28 protein-coding genes are annotated in these 24,698 nt (G+C 44.5%); 20 read left to right on the top strand and 8 right to left on the bottom strand.

The annotated features are described in order from the left end of the window. The first annotated feature begins 22 nt into the window (after positions 1–22). Positions 23–3,220, top strand: a complete 3,198-nt coding sequence (locus ABH008_RS21455; protein ID WP_347987646.1) for a conjugal transfer protein TraG N-terminal domain-containing protein — start codon at positions 23–25, stop codon at positions 3,218–3,220. Positions 3,221–3,231: 11 nt separating this feature from the next. Here ABH008_RS21455 and ABH008_RS21460 read toward each other — a convergent pair whose 3' ends face one another. From ABH008_RS21460 to ABH008_RS21485, 6 genes are all read right to left on the bottom strand, one after another. Continuing rightward, entirely contained in the window at positions 3,232–3,711 is a 480-nt protein-coding gene (locus ABH008_RS21460) for a hypothetical protein (protein WP_347987647.1), read from the bottom strand. Positions 3,712–3,946: 235 nt separating this feature from the next. Then, a complete protein-coding gene (locus ABH008_RS21465) occupies positions 3,947–4,906 on the bottom strand; it encodes a nucleotidyl transferase AbiEii/AbiGii toxin family protein (RefSeq protein WP_347987648.1) in 960 nt (319 codons plus the stop codon). Next, on the bottom strand, positions 4,896–5,492 hold the full coding sequence (locus ABH008_RS21470) for a hypothetical protein (protein ID WP_347987649.1): 597 nt from the start codon (positions 5,490–5,492) through the stop codon (positions 4,896–4,898). Before ABH008_RS21470 ends, ABH008_RS21465 begins: the two co-directional genes overlap by 11 nt. 600 nt (positions 5,493–6,092) lie before the next feature. Continuing rightward, positions 6,093–6,674, bottom strand: a complete 582-nt coding sequence (locus tag ABH008_RS21475; protein WP_347987650.1) for a FlhC family transcriptional regulator — start codon at positions 6,672–6,674, stop codon at positions 6,093–6,095. Beyond that, a complete protein-coding gene (locus tag ABH008_RS21480) occupies positions 6,671–6,979 on the bottom strand; it encodes a flagellar transcriptional regulator FlhD (protein ID WP_347987651.1) in 309 nt (102 codons plus the stop codon). The genes ABH008_RS21475 and ABH008_RS21480 overlap by 4 nt, the downstream gene beginning before the upstream one ends. 14 nt (positions 6,980–6,993) lie before the next feature. Next, positions 6,994–7,686: a transglycosylase SLT domain-containing protein gene (locus ABH008_RS21485; protein WP_347987652.1), complete on the bottom strand. Its 693-nt coding sequence runs from the start codon at positions 7,684–7,686 to the stop codon at positions 6,994–6,996. Between the two features lie 297 nt (positions 7,687–7,983). On the opposite strand from ABH008_RS21485, the gene ABH008_RS21490 reads away from it, so the two are divergent. Then, complete coding sequence (locus ABH008_RS21490; protein WP_347987653.1) at positions 7,984–9,219, top strand: cupin domain-containing protein; 1,236 nt, start codon at positions 7,984–7,986, stop codon at positions 9,217–9,219. Positions 9,220–9,314: 95 nt separating this feature from the next. Here ABH008_RS21490 and ABH008_RS21495 read toward each other — a convergent pair whose 3' ends face one another. After that, entirely contained in the window at positions 9,315–9,587 is a 273-nt protein-coding gene (locus ABH008_RS21495) for a hypothetical protein (protein ID WP_347987654.1), read from the bottom strand. Positions 9,588–9,772: 185 nt separating this feature from the next. Between ABH008_RS21495 and ABH008_RS21500 the strand changes: the two genes are divergently transcribed. From ABH008_RS21500 to ABH008_RS21585, 18 genes are all read left to right on the top strand, one after another. Beyond that, complete coding sequence (locus ABH008_RS21500) at positions 9,773–10,336, top strand: HupE/UreJ family protein (protein WP_347987655.1); 564 nt, start codon at positions 9,773–9,775, stop codon at positions 10,334–10,336. Between the two features lie 172 nt (positions 10,337–10,508). Continuing rightward, positions 10,509–11,951: a HupE/UreJ family protein gene (locus ABH008_RS21505; protein WP_347987656.1), complete on the top strand. Its 1,443-nt coding sequence runs from the start codon at positions 10,509–10,511 to the stop codon at positions 11,949–11,951. Positions 11,952–11,994: 43 nt separating this feature from the next. After that, complete coding sequence (locus tag ABH008_RS21510; protein ID WP_347987657.1) at positions 11,995–14,493, top strand: TonB-dependent receptor plug domain-containing protein; 2,499 nt, start codon at positions 11,995–11,997, stop codon at positions 14,491–14,493. A 9-nt stretch (positions 14,494–14,502) separates the two neighbouring features. Further along, positions 14,503–15,609: a HupE/UreJ family protein gene (locus tag ABH008_RS21515; protein WP_347987658.1), complete on the top strand. Its 1,107-nt coding sequence runs from the start codon at positions 14,503–14,505 to the stop codon at positions 15,607–15,609. A 59-nt stretch (positions 15,610–15,668) separates the two neighbouring features. Beyond that, positions 15,669–16,211, top strand: coding sequence for a hypothetical protein (locus ABH008_RS21520; protein ID WP_347987659.1), 543 nt, complete (start codon positions 15,669–15,671; stop codon positions 16,209–16,211). A gap of 39 nt (positions 16,212–16,250) precedes the next feature. After that, complete coding sequence (locus ABH008_RS21525) at positions 16,251–17,054, top strand: energy transducer TonB (protein ID WP_347987660.1); 804 nt, start codon at positions 16,251–16,253, stop codon at positions 17,052–17,054. A 15-nt stretch (positions 17,055–17,069) separates the two neighbouring features. Next, a complete protein-coding gene (locus tag ABH008_RS21530; RefSeq protein WP_347987661.1) occupies positions 17,070–17,759 on the top strand; it encodes a MotA/TolQ/ExbB proton channel family protein in 690 nt (229 codons plus the stop codon). Next, positions 17,749–18,159, top strand: a complete 411-nt coding sequence (locus ABH008_RS21535; RefSeq protein WP_347987662.1) for a biopolymer transporter ExbD — start codon at positions 17,749–17,751, stop codon at positions 18,157–18,159. Before ABH008_RS21530 ends, ABH008_RS21535 begins: the two co-directional genes overlap by 11 nt. Positions 18,160–18,210: 51 nt before the next feature. Next, a complete protein-coding gene (locus ABH008_RS21540) occupies positions 18,211–18,789 on the top strand; it encodes a hypothetical protein (protein WP_347987663.1) in 579 nt (192 codons plus the stop codon). Positions 18,790–18,802: 13 nt separating this feature from the next. Next, on the top strand, positions 18,803–19,210 hold the full coding sequence (locus tag ABH008_RS21545; RefSeq protein WP_347987664.1) for a hypothetical protein: 408 nt from the start codon (positions 18,803–18,805) through the stop codon (positions 19,208–19,210). Positions 19,211–19,218: 8 nt separating this feature from the next. Beyond that, positions 19,219–19,611, top strand: coding sequence for a copper resistance CopC family protein (locus tag ABH008_RS21550; RefSeq protein ID WP_347987665.1), 393 nt, complete (start codon positions 19,219–19,221; stop codon positions 19,609–19,611). Further along, the gene (locus ABH008_RS21555) at positions 19,608–20,225 is read left to right on the top strand and encodes a hypothetical protein (protein ID WP_347987666.1); all 618 of its coding nucleotides are present in this window, start codon (positions 19,608–19,610) and stop codon (positions 20,223–20,225) included. Before ABH008_RS21550 ends, ABH008_RS21555 begins: the two co-directional genes overlap by 4 nt. Positions 20,226–20,253: 28 nt before the next feature. Next, positions 20,254–20,739, top strand: coding sequence for a hypothetical protein (locus ABH008_RS21560; RefSeq protein WP_347987667.1), 486 nt, complete (start codon positions 20,254–20,256; stop codon positions 20,737–20,739). Positions 20,740–20,760: 21 nt separating this feature from the next. Next, the gene (locus ABH008_RS21565) at positions 20,761–21,192 is read left to right on the top strand and encodes a hypothetical protein (protein ID WP_347987668.1); all 432 of its coding nucleotides are present in this window, start codon (positions 20,761–20,763) and stop codon (positions 21,190–21,192) included. A 47-nt stretch (positions 21,193–21,239) separates the two neighbouring features. Further along, positions 21,240–21,809, top strand: a complete 570-nt coding sequence (locus ABH008_RS21570; protein WP_347987669.1) for a HupE/UreJ family protein — start codon at positions 21,240–21,242, stop codon at positions 21,807–21,809. Between the two features lie 263 nt (positions 21,810–22,072). After that, complete coding sequence (locus ABH008_RS21575; RefSeq protein ID WP_347987670.1) at positions 22,073–22,336, top strand: hypothetical protein; 264 nt, start codon at positions 22,073–22,075, stop codon at positions 22,334–22,336. 255 nt (positions 22,337–22,591) lie between these two features. After that, entirely contained in the window at positions 22,592–22,789 is a 198-nt protein-coding gene (locus tag ABH008_RS21580; RefSeq protein ID WP_347987671.1) for a hypothetical protein, read from the top strand. Positions 22,790–23,195: 406 nt separating this feature from the next. Continuing rightward, positions 23,196–23,450 carry a hypothetical protein gene (locus ABH008_RS21585; protein WP_347987672.1) on the top strand — a complete coding sequence of 85 codons (255 nt, stop codon included), beginning with the start codon at positions 23,196–23,198 and terminating at the stop codon, positions 23,448–23,450. Between the two features lie 412 nt (positions 23,451–23,862). On the opposite strand, the gene ABH008_RS21590 is transcribed toward ABH008_RS21585, so the two are convergent. Beyond that, positions 23,863–24,654, bottom strand: coding sequence for an energy transducer TonB (locus tag ABH008_RS21590; RefSeq protein ID WP_347987673.1), 792 nt, complete (start codon positions 24,652–24,654; stop codon positions 23,863–23,865). Positions 24,655–24,698 lie beyond the last annotated feature (44 nt).

The following is a 24,698-nucleotide window of genomic DNA, read 5'->3' on the forward strand; positions in this document are numbered from 1 at the left end:
TTCGCTTCCAGTCAGGTAGTCCATGTTTGAAATCTTCTCAGTTGGCGATTCGGCCTACCTACAAGCGGTTTTAAATGCGGTGGCGATGATTTCCGGTACCGGTGATTACCGCACTGCCGCCGCCGTGGGTGGCGTAATCGGGGTGATTATCATCATGCTGCGAGCCTTGATGCAATTTGATGGGCAAGGGATACGCTATCAGGATTTGTTGTTGGCCTATGTGTTATGGCTGATGCTGTATGCGCCGTCTGTCCAGGTCAGCATTGAGGATGCCTATACCGGTAGTGTGGTGGTGGTCGATAACGTACCGCTGGGGCCAGCCGCAGTAGGTAGCGTGATGTCGAATATGGGTTACCGAACCACCCGACTGTTTGAACAGGCTTTCGGGATGCCTACGATGACCGGCAAGGGTTTTGCTGATACTCTGCAAACTTTGACCTCCGTGCGGAAGAATTTGTTATCCCGCGTCGGTTTAGGTGCTGCCAATGCGCCGGTGGCCGGCAGCGATATGGAAAGCTCCTTCGCCAACTACGTCAAGGAATGTACCTTGACCGGTGTGGATCTGAATCTGAAATCCATCGACACCATTCTGCGTGATGCCGATCCTCTCAATGCCATTCGCTTTGACTCCGATATTTACATGACCGAAATCTATGTTGGCGGTCAACCGCAAACCCTGACTTGTACCGATGCCTGGACGAATTTAGGCGTGATGGCCAATGGCGCTTTCAGCACGGCGCTGGAAACCAAATTACAACAGATTTTGGGTGTGCCGGCTGCCGCAGATGCAGTACCGAAAATCCAGGATGCGTTTGACGCTTTGGCTGGGCCGGGCGTGGTCAATGCTAGTAATTACATGTTGATGTCGGCCATTATGCCGATGTTCGAACAAGGGGTGATTGGACGACATGAAGATGGTCTGCACTGGACCAAAGCTTCCATGATCGAACAAGCCATCCAGCAACGCAATACCCAATGGGCGGCGGAACAGACCTTGTTCTCGAAAATCGTCCGACCGATGATGGCGTTTATCGAGGGATTGAGCTATGCGATCGCACCAATTATGGGATTTGTAGTGCTGTTCGGCAGTGTTGGCATCAGAATGAACATCGGCTATTTCTCGATGTTGTTATGGATACAGCTCTGGATGCCGATCCTGGCGGTGATCAATTTGTTCATCAATATGTCGGCGGCTGGCAAAATGGCGGCATTAACCCAAGCCAATTACAATCTGCCCTCGATGATGGGTATTTACCAGATGGATATGGAGTTGCAACAGTGGCTTTCCATCGGCGGCATGTTGGCTGCTTCGACCCCAGCAATCTCATTGATGCTGATTTATCGGGGAGCAGTCACCACGACGCATTTTCTGGGACGGATGGATGGCGGTGATTATGCCAATGAAAAAATCACTACGCCTGATGTAGTGAGTCCGGCGCCGGTCTTGAATGCCCAACCCCAGCATCAATACAGTCCGTTGTCGGCGGTGACCCAGACCGGCAGCGATAAAGTCCTGCCAAGCTTTACAGCCGGCAAGGATATGAGCGCGGCGGTATCTTCCGCTTCCAGCGCTTCCGAACAAGCCACCAGCAGCTTCATGAACAGCGTATCGTCAACGGCTTCCAAATCCAGCAGTATCACCAACGATGCGTTTGATAGTCACTCACTGGGTAAACAAATCGCCAGCAGTTCCAGTCATACCGATGCTTATAACCGACAGTTTGGTGAAGCCTTTGCCAAGAGGCATGCCGATACCGGTATTTCGGCGGATCACTTCTCGGCACTGGTAGCCGGTAGCGCTAATGCTGGCGCCAAAACCTCGAACGATAAGTTGAGTGCGGCGATTTCCGGCAGGCTGCAAAATGATTTTAAAGTTGGTCAGGACAAGTCCGATGCTATTGCCTCCGATATTACCCAGACCGTGAATGACAGCCAGGGTTATCAGGCAGGATTAGCTAAAAACATGGCGCTGGATGCGCAATCCGGCACCCGCAATGTGGCGTCGATGGGATTGCAAAATCAATCACTGTCATCCTTACAACACAGTGCAACCGATGCTGTTTCCGCTTCGGAAACCTATCAACAAACGGTCTCAGCGCAACAGCGTTTTGGAAGCCAAGCCAGCTTTGGTGCGGCAGAGACTGGCTACAAAATCGCCAATGAACCCAAAATGATGGAACGGTTGGATCAAACTTTGGATCAATATGGATTGCGCGGTGATGCACAACGTTTGGCTTCACAATGGAAAGCGGCCGGCTGGATCAGTAATGGCGATCAGGCCTATGCAGCAGCTGGAATGTCACTCCTGACAGGGTTTTCATTTCCGAGTTATAGAACCCTCGATAGTCAGCAGTCGCAAAATGCTGAAATAGCCGGTTACCAGTTGCTGGGGGATGCATTCAATACACCTCATGCCGATCCAAATAGCCATCCTCGTCAAAATGAAAGTCTTAAAAGCCAATCACCGAATTTCGGAATGGCTAAATCCTCTGTTGAACAAATCAATCTTGCTGATCCAAGACATGAAGCTGCAGGCGTCAGTCACCAGGCTCAAGGTCAAATACATAACACCAAGGGTAAAGTCGCTTCCGGAGAACAAGCCATTACTGCGCATCATGAACAGAACTTGAAAGGCGTAGATCAGGAGTCCAAACAGGGCTTTGCTGAAGTTGGGCAAATCAAGGCTGAGCATTTTAGAGCTGCGATTGCGTCCGCTGCCAATAATATGCCGTCGGTTGCTGAGGCCTCATATAATTACCTAGGCGGCAGTCTTTATAATTCGGCCAAAAATATTGAGGCACTTGGTACAGTTGGTAATCAAGGAGCTAAAGATTTTATCAATAGTGCACGAGAGGCCTATTCGAAGGGAAATGACTTTTGGGATGCCATCAAATTTGGTGCTTCAGAATCATATTCTGGTTTTTTAGAAACAACCCAAAGATGGGCTGATCAGCGGGTTAATGACGTAGCTGATAAACTGACTCCGAGCCAACAAGCGTATTACCGAGCAAGTATGTTCGAGGCTTTTGCAGGGATAGCTGTTGGTGGTGAATACAGCGGTAGCCTAGGAGATGCAAAACAACAATTAATTGAAGATGAGGGTTATACAGATGGGAATAATATCGCCAAATTGCTAATAAGTGCTGCTGGTCAAAACAGAATGGATCTGATTGATCAAATTGGAAATTTCAATCGAGCTCGTGGACGAATTAATTATTAGGCTATTTTTCACTACCCCGTTTCCTTGATATTTGCTTGAGTCAGACCAGCTATTAGACCACGAAATAACATGACAAATAAAAAAAGCACCAGGTGAAATGTAAATTCTGGATGAGCATAGGAAGTTAGTACTGCAATCAAAACTAATGCTGCCCAGTAACAACTACTTTCGTGAGAAAGTTTGGCAGCTAATTGTTCCACGCATTGAAAAATAAGTTCTGCAAAAGCCAACGGTGCGAAAATAATAGTTCCGAATATCGCAAACAATCCCAAACTGTGAGGTAAAATTTCTTTTGAACTAAAAAAACCGATCAAACCAAAACCAATTGCCACAATAGCAAGGCGATAGAAAACAGTGAACGACAGCGTGCGAGTATGAAAACGCTGCCAGAATTGCTGCAAACCACTTGGAAAGTTCTTGAAAGTGGTTCCGCAGAAAGGACAAATAGATTTCAGAGGCTGACCGTAATAACTGACAACTCTTGGTACCATACTCCGATTGCAACAATCACAGTTGACGGTGGCGTGATGCCCACTATAAATAGGCTTTGCTGGTTCAGTATGAAGAAACCGGCTTGATAGCTTGGGCTGTTGGCTTGATTGTGAGTGAATTGACGGCATCTTTTATGAACTCCAGCGTTTCAATTTATTACAATCCTAGGTCGAACAAAAGAATTTGCAAAGTGCAACCAAGTAGGCTAGTTTTTTTGTTTCCGTAAACACACACCTACAATCGCGCCAAATTTTTTAGAATTACTGCAAGCACTTTATCAAAAGGCGGCTGTCCCTGATAATAAAGGGCAGCACGGCTTTGATATTCTTTTTGGTAAAGAACTCGCGTGTGATTATCCCCTAGGACAAAGGCTTCATTTTCTATGAGTGGTTTCTGACGGTCAATGCCTGGAAAACGCCGATTCTTATGCGCGATATATTGATCGGTGCCAATAAATGCCTGAACCCCGCTATTTTGTAATAGACAGAAAACATCATAGTAATGACGCATAAAATTGGGTGGAAACTTATCGCCTGAACTTTGGTGCTGCCTGTATTTCGTGGCAATAGCCTGTAATTTTTCCACCAGAGTATAGCCGGGATCATAGCAATGAATTTGCAACGCTCTACTATCAATCACATCGACCCTTTTTTCCAATGCAAAGTCCATAGCCCATGAACTGATCTCTAATGGCTGATTTGGTATAACATCATCAAACCCAACTTCGAGTAAGATCCCTTCCTTAGCGCTACCGTCAGATGAAAATTTGGATTCATAGTAAAGTCGAATGCCGCCACTAAAATATTTCGGCGGAATGTCAAACAGCGTATCCCGATCAATTTTTACGATGCCAGGAATGGTGATGCTACTGGCCAGATAATCATAATAGTCCTTGCGACCTTGACGATCTTTTTCCTTATCATGATTTTGGGATGTTCGGATTTGCCTGCCTTCCGGCGGCGCGATGTGAATATCAATGTCTTCTGAGAAACGATGGATAATACCGTATCCCTTAGAAAGCGATGTTCCACCCTTCAACTGAAACTCGTATCCGGCCAGTTTGAGGCCATAAAGACAGTGCATTAGCCAATAATCTTTTTCAGCCAGATACGGATCGATCTTGCGCTCATCCGCTACGACCCGGATGAGATCGGTAAAATCAGGATGTTCATGGAGATAAATTTTAGACCGCATGTTTCATATCGTCAGAACGAAATAGTTTTTCAAAAAAACTCTGTGTTCTTGCTCCTGCATACTCTTGAACAACTTTCATCAGTATGGCCTTATCCATGCCGCGTACTTTTTCGGCAACGCGTTTAATAATGCTTTCTTTATCCTCTGCCAAGAAGTGAAGGTTATTGATAAGATCCACTAGCAAGAATTCCTGACTGCTTTTTTCGGGAAAACGCGATCTTTTCAAAAAATAGAACTGCCGTCCGTTAAGTGTATATCTGCCATCTCGCTTATGGTTATAAACCAGTTTCTCGTTGTAAAGCTGAGTTGTACCAACACCCAATGAGTTATATGTATTCAGAGATGCCATATAGAAATGGTCATCTTTAAGAAAAGCACGGACAAGCATTTCGTCCTCTGGCGGAGCATCACCAAAAACCGTTTTCTTGGGGCAGTAGTAAAGACCGCCTGCAAGCTTCTGGATAACCCCTTTGCTAACAAGCTGCTGTAGATGGCGATCAACGGCATTTGACCATTTGGTTAGATCTGCCCGCCGATAAATTTGCCCAGGTTGAAGATGTTTTTGTAGTTCGTTTACTTTAGGCATGCCTACCCTCCAAAGCCTACTATATATCAACTTTGGCGAAATGTCATTTTTAGTCTAAATTTCATGCAAATCACTCTAATGGCTAATCTTGCTCATCCCATTATCCGGCGTCAACTATCTTGACCGGTCGGACAAGTTAATTGTCGCCGAACATCCCATCAAATCCGAGAACTCCGTTTTACCACAGAGCCGTACTTACGCGCTAAACCATAACACCTTGGGTTTCCAAATCACAAGACCGGATCAGCGCATGGGTGCGGGCGAGTTCGATTATTTGTTGGTAATTACTATTCATGCCGCCATCTTGTTCCAATAAGTCGGTACTTGTAAATATTAACCGATATAACGGAACCAAAAGCGCACTTATATTTCTTATGTGATATTAGTATTGAATACCATCCACTCATCACATTACCCCCAAGCAATTGTTAAACATGAGAAAATTATGTGTAAGGCTATCCATTGCAAATAATGCCTAATGGCTGTTGTCATCACTCGTAATTCTATTTCCTAATATTGTCTCCAGTTCACGACGTTAAAGCGCGGCACAAAAGATTCGAATTCGCAACCGGCGATTTCTTTATTCTTTGGCGGTGATCTTCAGCTAAGTTGATTTGTCCGTTCTGATGACTTCTTTCTACTGTTTTCCCGTTTACGATCGATATCACAAATCTGACAGATAGGTTGAAAAGAGCTATTCAGCATAATTAAAGTATCGCCGATACAGCCATTGCAGTATTTTATGGTTGTCAGCCCGTTTTTAAGCGACTGCGCGATTATCCATGCCTCATTAAAATTGGCCGGACGTATCTTGTTGTAGGGTTTGCTTTCTCGAATATGATTTGGAAAAGTTTCGCAAAAAAAATCCCATGCGAACAAGACTGCGGAGACATCGATTTCTGTCTTGATATCGATCAAGCTGGCAGTACGGTATATCGATGCAAATAATGACAGATATATAAACGACTCTCGGAAATACGGAATGGTATTAATCGACGGCGTTGATCCTGCTCGCGGACTTGCTCCCTGGTGAATCATTCGATAAATTTCTTTGAGCTCATCTGGAGTAATGTGTTTGATTATTTGGCTGACGTAAGAAGTTCTTAGCTTTCTGCGCAGTAATTCATATGCAAGTTGATATTCGCTGAGCTTTTCTTCGAATGAAACGTTTGTATTGTTCATGACCTATTTACTTGTCTTGAGACAATAGAACGTAACTCACGAGCATGCTGCTCAGAGCCGTCTATATCCCAATGCTTAGAAGTCAAATCCATTGATTTCCGGTCAACTGATAACCGGGGGGCGAATCTGAGAACATCACTGCGAGCCAATTCTCTTAATTGCTGAATGGGCAATTTGTAAAGGAGCGCCACGTATTCTGGGGTTAATCCTAAACAAACCATAGCCTCCTGTTCTTGACCGGAATTGATCAATTCATGGGCGAGAATCAGATAATCCATATTCAAGTCATAAATGGATTTTTTCATCTTAGTCCCACCTATTAGAGGACTGTTCTGATTTTGTCGGCTACTGCCAAAACTCTTCGTCCGTAAACGACAGCAGTCTGGATATTTTGCCAATTATGGTATCGACCAATGCCTAAAACTAAATTATTGGGTGACGATTGGATCGCCTCGGCTAATAGTCCCGCGCCGATTTGAAGATTGATAGCAGGGTTAAGCAAATGTTCGGGTTTTGCGACCCGGTGACCATGCCAGTGGAGATTGATTTGCATCAGTCCAATATCAATGTGCCGATTACCTTGGGCAATGGATTTATTTAAGAGGGTGTGAGCTTCCTGCTGGGATACAGGAATGATGGACTGACCTGCTTTATTGAGCGCCCAGGGCCACGGTGTTACATGATTGGGATCGCTGTTTTTGGCTGATTCTATAAGGGCAACTGCATATAAAGTATAAGGGTCGATATGATTCTGTTTAGCTACATGTCCCCAAAGTGTATTTTCAAGTTTTTGGGGGAAAGTTGCTGCTTGTTTGTGGATGTTGGCGGCTGAGGTGATTAGTTCACCAACTTTATCAACTGCCAAGGATGTTTGACAGAAAAGAAGTGGATATAAAATCATTGTAACTGTGGTTGCTTTTTTGATTTTAGCTGTAGCTGTTACGCTGATTTCCGTTTCAAAAAAACAATCTGTAGAGAAGCTAACACGGGTTTTAAAGTCGGTAATTTTCATGGCAGACTGGCCTCATTTTCAATGATGCTAGTTTACCGAAAGTTCAAAAAAGCTATATCTGGGATAAACGACCGGTTTGGGAATAATTAATGCCAATATGACTGGAAAGCTATATTTTTTAGTTTTGCAATACCCGCTATTCCGTAGACACCGTCCTAGGATATCGAATGATAAAATATAAATTACACAGATAAAGAATCAGTCCATCAAATATTTTTTAATCGAACTATTGAAGATTATCTTTGGCGGTGTTGGCAAAAAACATTTCAATCATCTTAATGGACAGAGCATAAAACAATGTCTGAAAATCAGTTCTGGATAAAAGTTATGGAAGCAAAATTCTCTTCATTTTCGAGTTTAATTGAGCCAATTCAACCGGATGAGTTTTTCTCTGATTATTGGGAGAAAAAGCCTCTACATGTCAAACGCTCAGATAAGCAGTACTATAAAGACTTAATAACGCTAGGCAATGTACAGTCTGCCTTATCGTTTGGCGGGCTTCGTTATCCCTCCATACAATTATCAAAAAGCGGTGCATTTCTGCATCCCGATGTTTTCTGTAGTGATATTCGTTCAGGCGAGATTGTCTTTAGCGGCGTACCGGATCTAGACAAACTTCAAGCCGAATATAAATCCGGAGCAACACTTTCGCTGCCGGGTTTCAATAGAGCCTGGAAGCCACTAATGACTTTGGCGGCAGCTGTTGAGGAATATTTGAGTCATGCGGTGCATACCAATATTTATATTACACCTGGAAATGCGTCGGGATTTACACCTCACTACGATGCGCATGAAGTTTTTATTCTGCAAATTTCCGGCACTAAACACTGGAAGATTTTTGATCCACCGCTGAATTTACCGCATCACAGTCAGGCATTTAAACCTCATATGCTGACACCCTCGTTGCCTCTAATGGAGCTTGATTTGGAACCAGGTGATCTATTGTACTTGCCAAGAGGTTTTGTACATGCCGCAAATTCCCTTGAAAATGCATCCATGCATGTCACTCTTGGAGTCACGGTCTTTACCTATGTTGAGCTTATGACATCATGGCTGCACTCAAGTAAGAATGAATTGGCAATACGAAAAGCTTTACCCCCTGGCTTTGCAAACCATCCTGAATTGCAAGCCAGTATCAAGTCAGAGTTTTCCAGGCTCGTAGAAGAGTTCAAGCAGAAATTAGATTCAAAACAGGTAGTCGATGGCTTTATTCAGCGCGTCAGGGAGGGTTATCCTGGTCGAAGTGAATGTCGACAAGAGATTGAATTGAATGTTTCGGTGATAAACCCTAACACTAAATTAAAAATATTGACTCCAGACCAGTATACGATTTCGGAAGACGGTGAAAATATCGTTTTAGAATTTGGCGAAAAGACGATGATCATGTCTAAGCGAGCACGTCCTTTACTGGATGAAATGAGTAAGCGAACGCTATTTCAACCCACAGAATTATTTACCGATTTAAAGGAGGATACAAAACTTACCCTGATACGACATTTGTACCAGGAAGGTTTTCTGTTGTTGTGTCCATGAACTAACCTCGTCCGTTTGCTGACAGAAAGCGAAAAAAGCAGTCGAGATCTGTATAAATTCAGGGTAAGTGTTTCTCTTGTTTCATGAAATTGAATTTAATTGTGATCGCCTTGAAATAAGTCTTGTGCGTTACCGGTTGATTGTTGAAAATTATCTTGCTCAAACCGTGATTTTTTGGGAGATGGATTTTCAGTAGCCTTTGGCTGGCTTTCTGAATTCACACCGGATTGAATTGCTTGATCCTGTTTCTGAGCGGCCTGTTCGACCGTTGTAGTTGGATTAGTCAGCGTAGAATCAACTGCATCGGCTGCATGAACTAAGCTGCAAGCCAGTAAAAGGATGCTGAGTAAAATGTTTTTTTGTGTCATGAAATGTCTCCTTTTTGTTTTGTAATGTATTCTGACAAGAGCAATTCTGTTGAGACCAAAAATAAGTTTACCACGGCATCTTTCGGCATGTTGAATACAATTTTATTAAACGAAGTGAAAGCCTATAGTCGTTTTGACTCCAGATAGACAGTATGAAATGTGCAATCAACAACTAGAATAACATAATGAAATCTAAGGAGATAATTCTCAGTTCCTGGTGGGCTGCACTGTTAATGCCTATTTCAGTTCAAGCGCATCCATTCCGATTATCCGGAGACACAATTGGTTTTTTCAGTGGTTTAGTGGATCCATTCGCCAGTACCGATCATATCTTGGCAATGTTGGCGTTCGGTGTTTGGGTTTACCGGGTGGGTAGACCACTTGTTTATCTTCTGCCCATCGTTTTTGTCGGATTAATGCTGATGGGTGGTATTTTCACCCTTATCCCCATCGAAATTGCTTACGCTGACAAAGCGCTCTATCTATCAGTGGTCCTGTTAGGTTTAATGCTGGTTTCAGACTATAAGGTGCCTTTGCCCATAGCCACTCTTATCGCTGGTGTTTTTGCTTTTTTCCATGGCTATGTACATGCTTTTGATATGTTGTTAGGTATCGAAACGATTATGTACACAACAGGATTTGCAATCGGCGCATTACTTTTAATTACAACAGGTTTGGTCATAAGGTTGTTGCTTGTAAGAGTTTCCAATAATGATCTCAATCGATTTTTAGGTGGTGGCGATAAATGAAGGGGATATTTTTTGCAATAGAACTATTGCGATTGTAAGTGGTGCTTTGACTAAGATATTGATAAGTTTAAATAAACTAAACAATCTAAAGTTTTTGTTTCCCGGTTATTATTCCATTTTTGAAAACTTTGTTATGATCTAGTTCAAATAATCCTAAATTGCCAGCCGTAAAATGAGCTATTTTTCAAGAAAACAATCTGACTCCAGATTCAGTCTTATCAGGCTGGTGTTTTCTTTTGGCTTGCCCTTACTGCTTTTGCTTGCCTTTCTGGGTAGACAATTCTTAGATTTCAATGACATCGGTTTAAGTAACGGTTTCTCGCATCCTTTAACCGGTTGGGATCATTTAGTGACCATGCTCGCCGTCGGTATCTGGGCTGCGCAATTACGCGGTAAGGCCATTTGGATGCTACCCCTGGCTTTTGTCGGCGTAATGAGTTTAGGTGGACTTGCAGGCGCATCGGGTCTGGAAATTCCAAATGTTGATGGCATTATCCTTATATCTTGTGCCGTTTTCAGTGTTTTGATAACCCGAAAAATTCGTTTCAGCAACAAAATCAATGTTCTGATTGTGGCATTTTTTGCCTTTTTCCATGGTTTTGCCCACGGCCAGGAAATTTCCACTTCCGCCAGTCTGATTTCGTATACCGTGGGCTTTATGTTGGCCACGCTGCTCTTACACGGGGCCGGTATTTTGGTTGCAAAACTGGTCGTACTCGCTATTACTTGTTTATTGACCGTTCTTTTTTCCAGCTCTGCACTTGCTAAGACTGCCGAATCTGTAATCGATATCAAAGACAATAATTTTGTAGTCAATCAATTTCAAGATACCGTTAACCTAGGTTACGTTTGGTTGACACCCCAGCAACGAAGTTATGAAGTGGAGAGTCTTGCCTTCTATGGGAATCGAGGGATATCCATAGATTTTGCTAAGCAAGATGCCGGTGGCGGTGCGCTATTATCAGGAACCGGTAAGCTTTCCTTACAAGCATCGGGTAGAGTGAACCGGCAAAATATCAGCCACCTTGGCAAACAAAGCGCGGGTGCTGATTATCATGTTGTTACGGTTAAAGAAAGCTTACTAAATGTGTGTGAAAATTCGATCAATAAGCTTTTTTACCCAAGATACTCTTCAGATTGCAGTAACTTAGATTTCAAAAATTATTTTCCAAAGATAAACCATACACCTGGCCGGCACTTTTTGAGCAACGGCGTTGGCCTCACTTCGCCGCCCGAATCGCATTCCTTCTTCGCAGTTCCCCGCCAGTTCCAAAACACCCATTTATCTCTAATTGAAGCCTCCAGTCTTCAATTAAGTTTTGCCAGATTTCCTATCGGCAATTCAGTTATCAAATCGCTCGGCCCCCACAACCGTCATGACCTAAGCCTTGCTATAAGCATTATAGGGTATCAATTTGTTCCGAGCTTGCGTGACGAAGATGAATTCAACTCATTTGCGCCACTGTTCACTTATTGCAATTCTCCAAGTTTTTTTGCTACAGGCAATATCAACAACCTTCATTGCCTGTCTGTCATTCCAATAATCCCACTGTTTTCAGAAGGTACCAGTGTGCATCACAATTTTTTCAGTCGAATCACAAAAGCAATTACTTAGATCATTTAATTAAAATAATAACTTAGCGCATTAGGAGCAGGCAGTGAGCACTTACGAAAACATTTTTAAAAAGAAACAACTGATTATCGGATTGGGAATTATTTTAGGGATAAGCTCTGTCGAGTTACAAGCCGGGCCTACTACTGATCAAGTTGAGCAGTCGGCAACATCCGATCAGGTTAAATTGAGCAAAAAAGCTAAGAAGAAAAAGTCAGCTAAAAATGCCAAGCAGACGCAACAGGCAACTACGCCCGGTCAAACTCCTCAGGAACTTCAGGCCGAACAGCCTAAGATGGCTCCTGTCCAAACTACACCTAAAAAGACCGCTAAGCAGGCTGATCAAAGCAACCAAGAACCACAAGCGGTTAAAACCTTTAAGGTTGAAGAGTTGGGAGAAATTAGTGTTACAGCAGGCCGGTCAAGAGATCTGCTTGGTTTAACCGGTTCTGCTTCACAGGGTGTGATCAGTCAAGAGCAGATCGAATTCCGTTCATCCTCTCGTCCAGGTGAATTGGTGGAATTGATCCCCGGCATGATCGCTACTCAGCATAGCGGCTCCGGCAAAGCTAACCAATATTTTTTACGCGGCTATAACCTTGATCACGGCACTGACTTTACCACCGTAGTGGATGGCATCCCGATGAACATGCCTACCCATGCTCATGGTCAGGGTTATATGGACCTCAATAGCTTGATTCCAGAATTGGTGGACAAAATTGAATACGGCAAAGGCCCGTATTATGCCGAGATCGGTGACTTTTCTGCTGCCGGTTTTAATAAAATGACCACCATAAAGACTTTGCCGCAAGGGTTTTTGAAGTTTACCGGCGGTGAATTCGATTTTTACAGGACTGTAGCAGCTAATTCCAGCAAAGTTGGGGATGATGGTAATTTACTCTACGCCGCTGAATTCCAGACTTATAACGGCGCCTGGGCTGTACCAGAAAATGGGCACAAATACAACGGGGTTCTGCGTTATACACAGGATCACGACAATTGGGGCGTATCTGTCAACGCCAAAGCTTATAGTAATGCCTGGACTGCCACCAATCAGATTGCCCAAATGGCCATCGATAGCGGCCAGCTAGGACTCTATGGTTCATTGAGCCCTTCGGACGGAGGGAATACCAATCGTTATAGTTTTTCGACCAATCTTTGGAATAAGGGTAGTGATTGGAAGAACGATGCCAACGTCTATGCGGTTTATTACGACTTAAATCTGTATTCGAATTTTAGCGGTTACACGAACGGACCTTGGGGCGACCAGCTGAACCAGCGTGACCATCGGGTGCAAGTAGGGGGTAATGAAGAATTTACCCATTACGACCATCTGTTTGGCCTGGATATGGATAACACCTTAGGCATGAGTTTCCGGCACGACGAAATCAATGGATTAGGACTGTACAACACGGTAAACCGGCAGGTACTGAATACGGTTAGTCTTGACAATGTATCTGAAAGCACCGGCGGCATGTTTATCAAAAACCAGATACACTGGACCGAAAAATTCCGTACTATTCAAGCCTTGCGAGCTGATTTTATTACGATGCAAGTAGACGCGCTGGCTAACTCGTTTACCAATGGTAATTCTGCAATAGCACAAATGGATGCAAGTGCAACCACGGCGTATTCCTCCCAAGTATTGGCAGGACAGCTCCAAGCCGCTAATCCCTCACAGTCTGCAGCTATCAATGCAGCAAATTCTGGTTATCGTTCCAAAGAGATGATCAGTCCAAAGTTTAGCGCTATCCTAGGTCCTTGGTACAACACAGAATATTTCTTAAACGCCGGTTCCGGTTATCATTCAAATGATGCCCGTGGCACCACCTTGCAATTGGATCCTAATACGGGTAGTCAACTTGGCAGTACAGGGATGATTACGCCGATGGCCTGGGCGCGTGGCGGCGAGGTTGGTGCCCGCTCCAATTTTATCCCCGGCTTAAATACTACATTAGCATTATGGTATCTGCAATCCAGTCAGGAGTTGGTGTTCGCTGGGGATAGTGGTACGACAAATGTTAATGGTATGTCTGATCGCTATGGACTGGAATTCACAAACTATTATAAACCAACGGACTGGCTGACCCTGGATTTCGATTATGCCAGAAGCTACGGACATTTCACGAACATGCCGCAAACTAATAGCAGCGGCGGGTGCGATACCGCGAATCCGAATACCCCTTGTACCGGTAACTACATCCCAAATCTGGTGGGAACAGTCATTGCCGCCGGAATCCAGGTAGTTGCGCCTAATGGTATGTACGGATCCTTGCGCTTGAGGCATTTTGGAGATTCGCCCTTGGATTCCAATGGCGCTTTCTGGGCGCCGAATGTGGATATTCTCAATTTAGGTCTTGGTTACAAGCAAAAGAATTTTAAACTGGACTTTAATGTCTTCAATTTGCTTGGAGAAACGACCAGCGATATTGCCTATGCCTATCAATATTCTTCGCATCCTAATGATCAGGTGGGTAGCTATGGCATAGTCAGACACCCGGTCGAGCCGCGTATGGCTAGAGCCGGCTTTACAATCTATTTCTAAACAAAGCAGATGAATATACAACTAGCTAAATGGCCGATTGCGTTCTTGTTTATGCTGCAATCGGCCTGGGTTTATGCCCATCCACCCGGCCTAAGTTCCATGGACTTGTCTATCAAAGCCAATAGCCTTGATGTCAAGGTAACTTTTGCGCTGCAAGACATTGAAGCTTTCGCCCCGATGGACAGCGATCTGGATGCCGAAGTCACCGATGCCGAACGCGAAGCCGCTAAACCCAGCATCGCCAAGTTGCTGGCCGAGCAGTTGCGCGTCACTATTGACGGCAAGGATTATTCGCCGTCAGAACCCGGACAAGTGGCCTATGACGACCAGAATAACGCGCACGTCGAATTTCTTTATCAAGACGCACCGAAACAAAGCTTGCTGTTGCGATCGAGGTTTTTGGCGAAATTGCCTGATGGGCACCAGCAATACTTGACCGTCCGGGATGTTAACGGCAAAACCCTGAATGAAAAAATGCTGGGCAAGAATGACGATCAGTTTAGCCTGGAGCTTGAAGGTAAGGTCAACAGCGAGCAAGCAACAGAGCATTCTTGGTTTACAACTTTTGCTGACTTTTTCAAACTGGGCGTAGAACATATCCTCACGGGTTACGATCACTTATTGTTTCTTTTTGCACTATTGGCCGTTACCCATAGTTTCTGGCCTGCCCTAAAAATCATTACCTTTTTCACCATCGCCCATTCCATCACACTGGCTTGCGCCGGCCTCAACATTATTGATCTGCCCAGCAGCTTTGTGGAGCCGTTGATTGCGCTCACCATTATTTATGTCGCCGTGGAAAACGTTATACGTGGCGACCATCCCAAAGGACGGCAGTGGTTGACTTTCGGTTTTGGCCTGATACACGGATTCGGATTTGCCAGTGTGTTGCGTGAGATGGGGATTTCCTCCGGCGAAACCGGGATTCTGATGCCTTTACTGTCCTTCAATTTAGGAATAGAAACCGGACAAATCACCGTGGCAGCAATTGTGCTGCCTATAATCTGGTGGATTAACAACAATGTAATGATAGCCGGGAAATTGCTAAAGGGGTGTTCATTATCGGTTTGTCTGATGGGGACTTACTGGCTATTGGAAAGAACGGTCCTTTCATAGCTAAGCAGACCGTGTTTAAGGAATGGAATTAAGAGTAAAACAATAATAACAAGGAATACATGATGAGAACATTTACTATTTTCTGTATGGGATTCATGCTGGTTTTGAATCATATCCCGGCTCAAGCGGCTGGCAAATATAATCTAGAACCCGGCGATACCGTATTAACCAATTGTCACGACATTTACACCAAGGGAATCGTCAAAGCCAAAGTCGATGATGGCTATACGGTACATTTTCCTAAAGGCAGTGGCCCTATCCAATGTCCACCATTTCGTTGGCATGCTGAATTTGTCATCCCATTTCAATCGGTACCAGAATATCGTTTGCAATTCCTGGGTGGCCTGAAACGTGATCTGCTGTTCAAGGTGGGAGAAAGCGTTTCCTTGCGCTTCGATCCCGATAAGCGTGTGGTCAATAGCAAGGCTCCCGTCGATATTGAAGCCGCGATTACTGATATCAGCAGCAACGGGGCCATCGCAGTCAAACTACTGAGCAAGAACTCTGAAGCAAGCGCTACCTTTTGGCAATGGGTTGGCGGCAACTATGTCGATTTGCGTCACAAGTCGCTGGATGCGGAAAGAGCGAAACGGTCGCAATAATTTACGGTGCCGCATTTAATTAAACCTATGGGTAACTTTATGAATCTATTTTTTACACATCAGGGACAAGCATTAGCAACTCAGAAATTTGTTTCGATAGGAGGCTCTCCAGAGATAGTTATGCCACTGTCAAGTACACTTTTCTCCCCGCTATTTGGAGAAGAGCGACCCAGTAATATGTTGGTATTGCTATCAGTTCTAGTGTGCTTGCTGCATCTATGGGGTGGCATATGGCTGTTAAGCCCTAACGAACCGACAATAATTCCAGCTAAACCTTTGATGATGGAAGTGTCGATGATAACTATGTCCGCACCGAAACCTAGCGTCGCGCCACAGCCACCGGCACCACCTCAACCGGTTAAAAAGCCGGAACAGATAAAACCGCAAGTCAAACCCATTCCTAAAAAGTTGCCGCCTATCGTACAAAAAGCGCCAGACGCCGCGCCGGCTGAGAAATTTGTCGAACAGCAGTCTGCCGCTCCAATTTCCACATCGGCCTCATCGGCTTCGACCGCTTCAACTAGCAAGGCCGAGCCAGCAACAAGTAATCCAGAGCCGTTTACCGAAGCTAATTTCCGCGCCAATTATGCCAGCAATCCTAAACCGGATTATCCCGCGATAGCGAAAAGCCGGGATTGGCAAGGGAAAGTCATGTTGCGTGTACAGGTATCTGCCGACGGATTGAGTGAGTCCGTCAGGGTTGAAAAAAGCAGCGGTCATGACATGCTGGATGATTGCGCCGTAGAAGCAGTTAAAAGATGGCGGTTCATTCCGGCCAAACGCGGCGAAACACCTGTTGCCAGCTCCGTATTAGTGCCTATCAATTTCAGTTTAACCGATTAGAATCAGGAGACATGCATGCCTTTTCATATTGCCCCGGACATCATTATTGATGCCACTTTGTACACCTTGCTGGCGTTTTCACTGATTACCTGGACCTTGATTTTTTTCAAAATCTGGCAATTCGCTAAAAACAGTTCGTACAACAAACAATACAATTCAGCTTTTTGGGATGCGACCAGTCTCAAGTCCGCCAAACAGTTAGCGGCCGACAAAGCCAGAGGACCAAAGGCGCGGATTGCTACCTGCGGTTTTGATTGGCTCGCGGAAATGTGTCATCCATCCACTTCGTCTAGTCTCAAATTTCGCGGTTCCCCACAAGACTTACTGGAACAAACCCTTCGAGTACAAACCCAGAAAGAACAACAGCGTTTGGAAAGTGGCTTGACTATGCTGGCCAGTATCGGAAGCACTGCACCCTTTGTCGGTCTATTCGGTACGGTACTCGGCATTATGCATGCGATGCATCAGATTAGCGAAAGTGGCTCTGCTAGTCTCGACGTAGTGGCCGGCCCCATCGGGGATGCCCTGATCGCCACTGCTATCGGTATTGCCGTAGCTGTTCCGGCGGTACTAGCCTACAACTTTTTTCAGCGCCGAGCCAAACACCATCGAGCTTCGTTGGAAAACTTTGTAGAGGGGTTTTTGCACATTGCTTTTAGTGATAACACTGATAATTCAAGCACAAGGAAAGCTAATGGGATTTAAAACAAATTCAGAAGACGACGCAGCGGTGAGCGAAATTAATGTCACACCGCTAGTTGATGTGATGCTGGTACTGGTGATCATTTTGCTGGTCACGGCCCCGTTATTGACCCAGTCTGTCAACGTGGCGCTGCCCAAGACGACTTCCACCATTCCAGATACCCAAAAACAGCCGTTTCAGCTCGGAATTGATGCTCAGGGTGGCGTTACGCTCAACAAAACGCCGCTTGCCGATCTGGCTGCTCTGGATACCAAGCTGAAAAGTGAATTGGTGCAAAACCCGGACATGGCTGTGCATGTGTATGCTGATCAAGGTGTCAATTACGGAAAAGTCGCCGAGGTGATGGCTACTGTGCAGCATGCCGGTATTTCCAAGCTGGCATTTGTGACCGTCGAACAATAATCAGCAGGTTCTTTAGAGATATTTAACACACATTTTTAATTGGAGTACTTCATGTCCGCTGGAGAATATTTACACGATCATTTCAGCAAGATTGTCATTCGTAGCCAAGTGGCAATACCCTTGACATTGCTACTGTTGTTGCCCGCTGCCAATTTCTTCTATCCGACCGATTACAGCTTGAAAGCCGGTATTCATGGCGTCAGCGCCATTCTGGCCATAGTCCTTGGCACTTATCTTACACATCGAGCCATTCCCTTAATCAAAGGCATGCATGTCAGGTTGGAATCGTTACGCCGATGGGTATTGGCCGCTACCCTGTTAAATTTAGCCGGTGCTATCAGCGGCAACTGGATTTATATGCGCTATCGCGGTCAGGACGGGCCGCGCGACTGGATATTGGCGCATGTCCCCACCTTTCATAACGTGCTGATGGAGTTTAAGGAATTCGTCTCGCTATTTCCGTTTCCTTTGATGCTGGCTGCCACTTTCATACTTTATTTTTACGGTCTACCCATTCAATACCGCCGTGACATTACTCGTTTTGTCGGTATTACCATTCTGGTTTCGTGGAGTTTTTTGATGCTGGGCTTTGTAGCTGGCTTGGTTTTAGCCAAATTACGCTTTGTTTAACGAGGGAAACACGATGCAAAACGAATCAGATAACCATCAACCTCTCTGCTCCGGCCCTGTGGTCGCGGCCAGCTTGTCGCTGTTACTAGCATTTTTGACCCTGATGATCAGCCATCATGTTTCCAGGCTGACTAAGGAGTTGGACAAAATCGTACATGCCTACGGCCATTGGATACCTGGCTCGACCGGCAGCGGGCCGACAGGCAGCATTGGTTCCTATTCCGGTAAGGAGACCCTGGCTCTAATGGTGTGGCTGGGTAGTTGGCTGATTTTTCATTTTCTGTGGCGCAAACAAGACTTTCCGTTACATGCCTGGACTCGTATTTTTGTGATCGGCTTGGTCGTTATTACCGTAGGATTTTTCCATCCATTGGCCGATCCCATCGTCCTGTTTATTGCCGGTCTGTTTGGGTTACCTTAGTTTTCAGTATGAAGAACATTACTTTTAAATTTTTCTCCGTTTTATTGCTGTTGACCATCTGCGTGGTTAGCCATGCCGAAGGCGTGTTACTGAAATCCGAACCCAAGAACAATGCCGAGGTGTCCAATTTCGATGGCACTGTAAAGCTATGGTTCAGCGGCAATGTCGGTGAGCGTTCGCCATCTGTGGTGGTAGTCGATGCCAAGGGTAATCGGGTCGACAACGGCGATACCCGTCTGGTACTGGGCGAACGTCACCGCTTAACCGCTACCACCAAGCCGTTATCACCTGGACCTTACGCGATGCGTTATCGGGTCGTCACCGAAGACGGCCTGATCGTCAGCGGAGTATTGAAATTCTCCATCGCGGACAAAGCAGTAACTACAGAGGTGAAGCCATGAAAACATATCATTCCTACCTGATTTTCACTTTGTTGTTTATTACCATCGGTCAAGCCGGTGCTTCAGTGCCGTTGGGCGGCAATCGCAAGGGTAACGGAGGCAGTTACGATATGTACGGCTGCATGCAAAGCAACGATTATTACGTTGTCAACTTCGCCGCCTATCAGCTCGATCCAAGCCAAGCTAAAGACAGCAAAAGCCTGCCGGTAGCCGAATGCATCGATCTGCCGATGACCGGCAAAACCCAAATTTCCATCGATTTACTTGATCTGGATGTCCGCAAAAAACCGGTGGCGTTGAAAATTCTTCGCGAAGACGGGCAAACCGTTGCCGAACTGCCGATGGCTATCGTTAAACAAGGCGTACTATCGACGACGGTCGATTTTAAAACCTCCGGTAAATATCTAGCGGTATTGACTGTAGACGATACCGATCTGCATACGCTGCCTGAAGTCAGCGCTCTGCATATCCCGCTGACCGTGGCTTTAGTTACTGAGCCGTCCGGCGGGCAAAACAGCCTGTTAATACTGTTCATCATTGGCATCATAGTTGCCGGGTCAGCTTACTTCGTGCCACGCCTACTCAAACCGCAACCGATTGAGTCCATGCATTAATGAATTTTTGTCATCAAAGGAATTTAGTATGAAATCTCCATTTTTTAGATTCGGTCTGGCTTTCGGTGCTGCTACCCTTCTGACAGCTTGTGCCGGCCATTATCAACACGAACAAGAACATGTTCACTACACACCAGGATTGGGCGAAATCATGGCACAAAGCGCTGTTCGTCATGCCAAACTGTGGTTTGCAGGACAAGCACAGAACTGGGAGTTAGCGGCTTACGAAATGGATGAATTGCATGAAGGTTTTGAGGATGCCGCTAAATATCATCGTACTCACAAACAGATAAAGCAGCCCATTCCAGAGTTGATTGCTCAAAACATGGATCTACCACTGGCAGGACTTGAGCAAGCTATCAAAGACAAAAACTTGCAGGCATTTACCAGGAATTACGATAACTTGACAGCGGGGTGCAACGCTTGCCATCAGGCAACTGAGTTCGGATTTAATAGAGTGACGCACCCGAATTTTAACCCGTTTGCCAATCAGGCATTTGGAACATCAAACTAAAAAAATAAATTCACTTAAATAATGAAAGCTTCATACGGTTTTTTAGTGTTATCGATGTGCCTATTGCTCAATGCCTGTGGCAACGCAAATCAGATTAATGGCAGTAGTATGAAAACAGCCCATAAATCGGTGGCTATCATCAAAGAACGTTTGCCAGTAAGTCAGCGGGTCGAATTTGAAGTGGCTTATTGGTCTCTTCGTAATCAGATCAAGGACGACGCGGAGTTTCTTAGAACCATCGATCAAAAAACCTCGGCAGATATTATTGAGCTTGGAAAAACCGTCTTTACCAAGAACAAGGCCGCCGGAGTAGCTGAAGTTGCCGGATATGACAATTGGGAACAAATGATTGCCAAGCAAATCGAGCAACGAGGAGAACAGGATCGTAGCGCAGTCGATCCTAAAGACAAGAGAGGCTATCCCAGAGTCGATTACAAGATGCGCTCTATGTAATGACCCGATTTCAGAACAATTTTATCAATAAAGAGTAGGAGAAAGTGATGAAAGACAACACAAGATTTTTTCAAATAGTTAGTTTGGCCGCACTGGCACTACCCATGATTGCCGAGGCACATCCTTTGCACTGGTCGAGTGAATCGATAGGATTCATTAATGGTCTGTTCCATCCGATAAACAGTTCAGATCACATTTTTACTATGTTGCTGGTCGGATTTTGGATATCCCAAGCCAACAGGCGGACGATTTATCTAATGTCTTTTATTTTTGTCACTTTAATGCTGATTGGCGGCGGCTTGACGCTCATTCCTGTCGAAATTATTTACGCACAGAATGTCATGTATCTTTCCGCTTTATTACTAGGTTCGTTGATGGTTTCTGGTTTCAAGGTTTCTTCGCTTTTAGCAGTTCTCGTTGTTGGTGCTCTTGCATTAAGTCATGGCTATGTACATTCCTACGATATCTGGCTGGATATTGATGCCTTTGGTTATACGCTTGGATTTGCCTTGGCAACAGTAGCATTGATAACAGTTGGTAAAGCCATAAGATCGCTGATTGATCGCTTCAAATATAAAAACATTACCCGTTTTTTAGGTGAAATGTCTGAGCGTTAGGAACTTCGGTGTATTAGCAATATAGCTAAATGGTTAATCATGAGAACTCATGCAATATTCACTCAAACCCAAGGAGCACATAAAAATCCAAAATTAATTGACACACTAATATAAAACATTAACCTACACAATCAATAACTTAATAAAGAGTTAGCTTATGTCACTAAAGAAAATTTTTATCACTTTCATCCTATTTTTTTCAATGCTGTGCCTATCAGGGACAACATTTGCGAAAGAAGCCAAAAAAAAATGTGCCTGAGGTATTGAAAGAGGTCGATGCCAAAATTCAAGCGGCTCTGGATGCCATTCCTTCGGGCAATGCTGAAGAAGTGGCTGGATTAATCAAGGCTGCAAATGAAAATGCCGGCGAACTTAGTGCTAATTATAAATTCGAGTTCGAACGAGATAAAGCCATCGGTAAATTGAAAAAAGCAAGAGATGCGGCCAAAAAATCCGACCTTCCCGGTACGGAACAAGAATTGAAAGCTGCCAGAGAAAGCTTTGCAAACCTGCCAAAATTCTTGTAAGGGAAATTTAGCTGGTTTTTAGAAGAATATGTAGATGCCATAGTATAGTTTTCTATGGCTAAAACCTTATTAGGGCCCTTTTTCTTCAATAAATCAATTTATTGTCTTTAAAATATAAACTCCTAAACTTAAGTATAAAAGGAACATGCAATGAATATAAAAATTCTATTTTTCGCAGCAGCATTAATGTTGCCGCTGAATTCCGCTTTTGCCGATCCTATTGAGAGTCCTAAATAAGGTCACCATGTAGATAGCTTGACTAAAGCCTTATCGCTGAACGCTGATCAGAAAGCTAAACTAGAAGATATTGTTAAGGCAGAGCATGAGAAACTCCGAGCCATTCACGAAGAAACACATAAAAGTATCGAAGGGCTTTTGAATCCTAACCAAATCCCAAAATGGGAAAAATACAGCGCGGAACACAAGAAAAAACATCACGCAAAGGCTAATTAACTTAACCTTAAATATGTTCTAATCTTTTGCTAAAGAAACCTTTTTTTCCGGGGAATGGTTAGGCTTTGTGGTCCTTGTGTAAACAGTTCAAATTACTACGCACTGATTACTGGATAGTGGTCAGTGCCACTAAAGCGCTTCTATTAATTTCAAAAGAAAAACAAAAACTATGGAACTGACCAATTTACTAGAAATAATTCTGATTTAATATCATCTTCGCTTTACCTACCGGTTTTGCTGATAGTGACTTTTCTGGCCGCTTACTCGATCTAAGCCACAGACTGGTTGTTTCAAGAATGGCTGGACGAAAACATGTCGGTTCAAGAACGATTGCTAATTTTCGACAAGGACTGAGCGAAACCTTAGCGGCTGATACTATTAACCAGTCGGTAAACGCATCGATAAAATGCGGCCCTTCGGCTATGTTGCCTTGAGGCGGGCAAATCGTGTGGCGGTAATAGACGCTGGCACTCTGGAAGCCGTGGATTATCTCCCGGTTGGGCAACGCGTATGGAATTTAGAATTTTCACCTTACCAAAAGAGGCTTTACGCAGCAAATGGACTGAGTGGCGATATTTCCATTATTAATTTGGAAAATCGTCAGGACGTAAAATCCATTGCAGTAGGTCTGTATCCTTGGGGTATTGCCGTAAAACTATAAGTTAAGCACCAAACTTTGGAACCGGCATTCGACAAAATTCAACCAACGAGAGAACCTCAGCTTGAAAGCAATTCTAAGAGATTTGCCTCATCAATTTGACCAACAGCCAAGGATTCTTGGCTGAATAAAATTGAGTATAAAATCATTGCAGCTAAGGTTGCTTTTTTGATTTTAGCTGTAGCTGTTTCGTTGATTCCGGTTTTAAAAAAAATCTGTTGAGAAGTTAAAACTGAATTTAATGATGTTAATTTGCATTGCAGACTGGCCTCATTTTCAATGACACTAGTTTACCGAAAGTTTAAAAAAGCTATATCTTGGATAAACGACCGTTTCGGGCTTTTTTAATAGGGATTGTTAATTTACAAAGAAATATAGACATTAATCTTTCAGGGTCGTAACCTTAATGTATTGATTAAACTTGCTTATGATCATTTAAGGTAAAAACTATTGGCACTATGACCGAGCTAGCGACAGGCTCAGCTCCATATTTTGCAGGCGTGAATAACCATTGTTTGACGGCCTCAATGGCTGACTCGTCAAGTGCGTCAAATCCGCTGCTGCGCTGAACTTCAACTAGGTCACTGATTCCTTGCTCAGAAACATGTACCCGTAGCAACACTTCTCCTTGCCAACCACGAATTTTGGCTATGGTTGGATAGTCGGGTTTTGGATTGTGCGCATAGCTGGCGCTCATATCGGCTTGGCTAAATGGTTCGAATTTAGTCGTAGTTGCTTCGCTCTCGATTGCGGGTGTCGTCGGCGAGGGTGTTGTTTCCTCAACGGGTTGCGGTTCAAGCACCTGTTTAGTCGGGGCGAAATCCGATGGCTGTTGCAGGTCAATCGGGACTTTTTTAAGCGTAGGCTTGGGTTGTAGCTTTTTAGGAAGTGGCTTTTTTGCTGTGGTAGGAGGTGGCGGTGGCGGAGCTACGTTGAGTTTCGGTGCCTTAACAGGAATAATCAAAACCTCCATCGGTTGCGGCTTGGCAGGGTCTATTTGTTTCACAGGATGCTGTAAAAAGAGCAAGCCACCGTAATGCAGTAGCAATACCAGGATAGAAATTAAGGCCAGCACGTTGGCTGCCCGTTCTTCGCCAAGCAGTCTGGGGAAAAAGCGTTTAGTCCATGAACTAAAAGTTATCGATGAGTCAGGTGGCGTTGGTTTGTGGCTGGGTGGCGTGTATCCCTGGCATATGAATGAATTCATCGGTAATTGCTGTAATCAAACGTTTTATTTCATTCCAATTAATC

It is taken from the genome of Methylomonas sp. AM2-LC (assembly GCF_039904985.1).
Taxonomy (GTDB): domain Bacteria; phylum Pseudomonadota; class Gammaproteobacteria; order Methylococcales; family Methylomonadaceae; genus Methylomonas.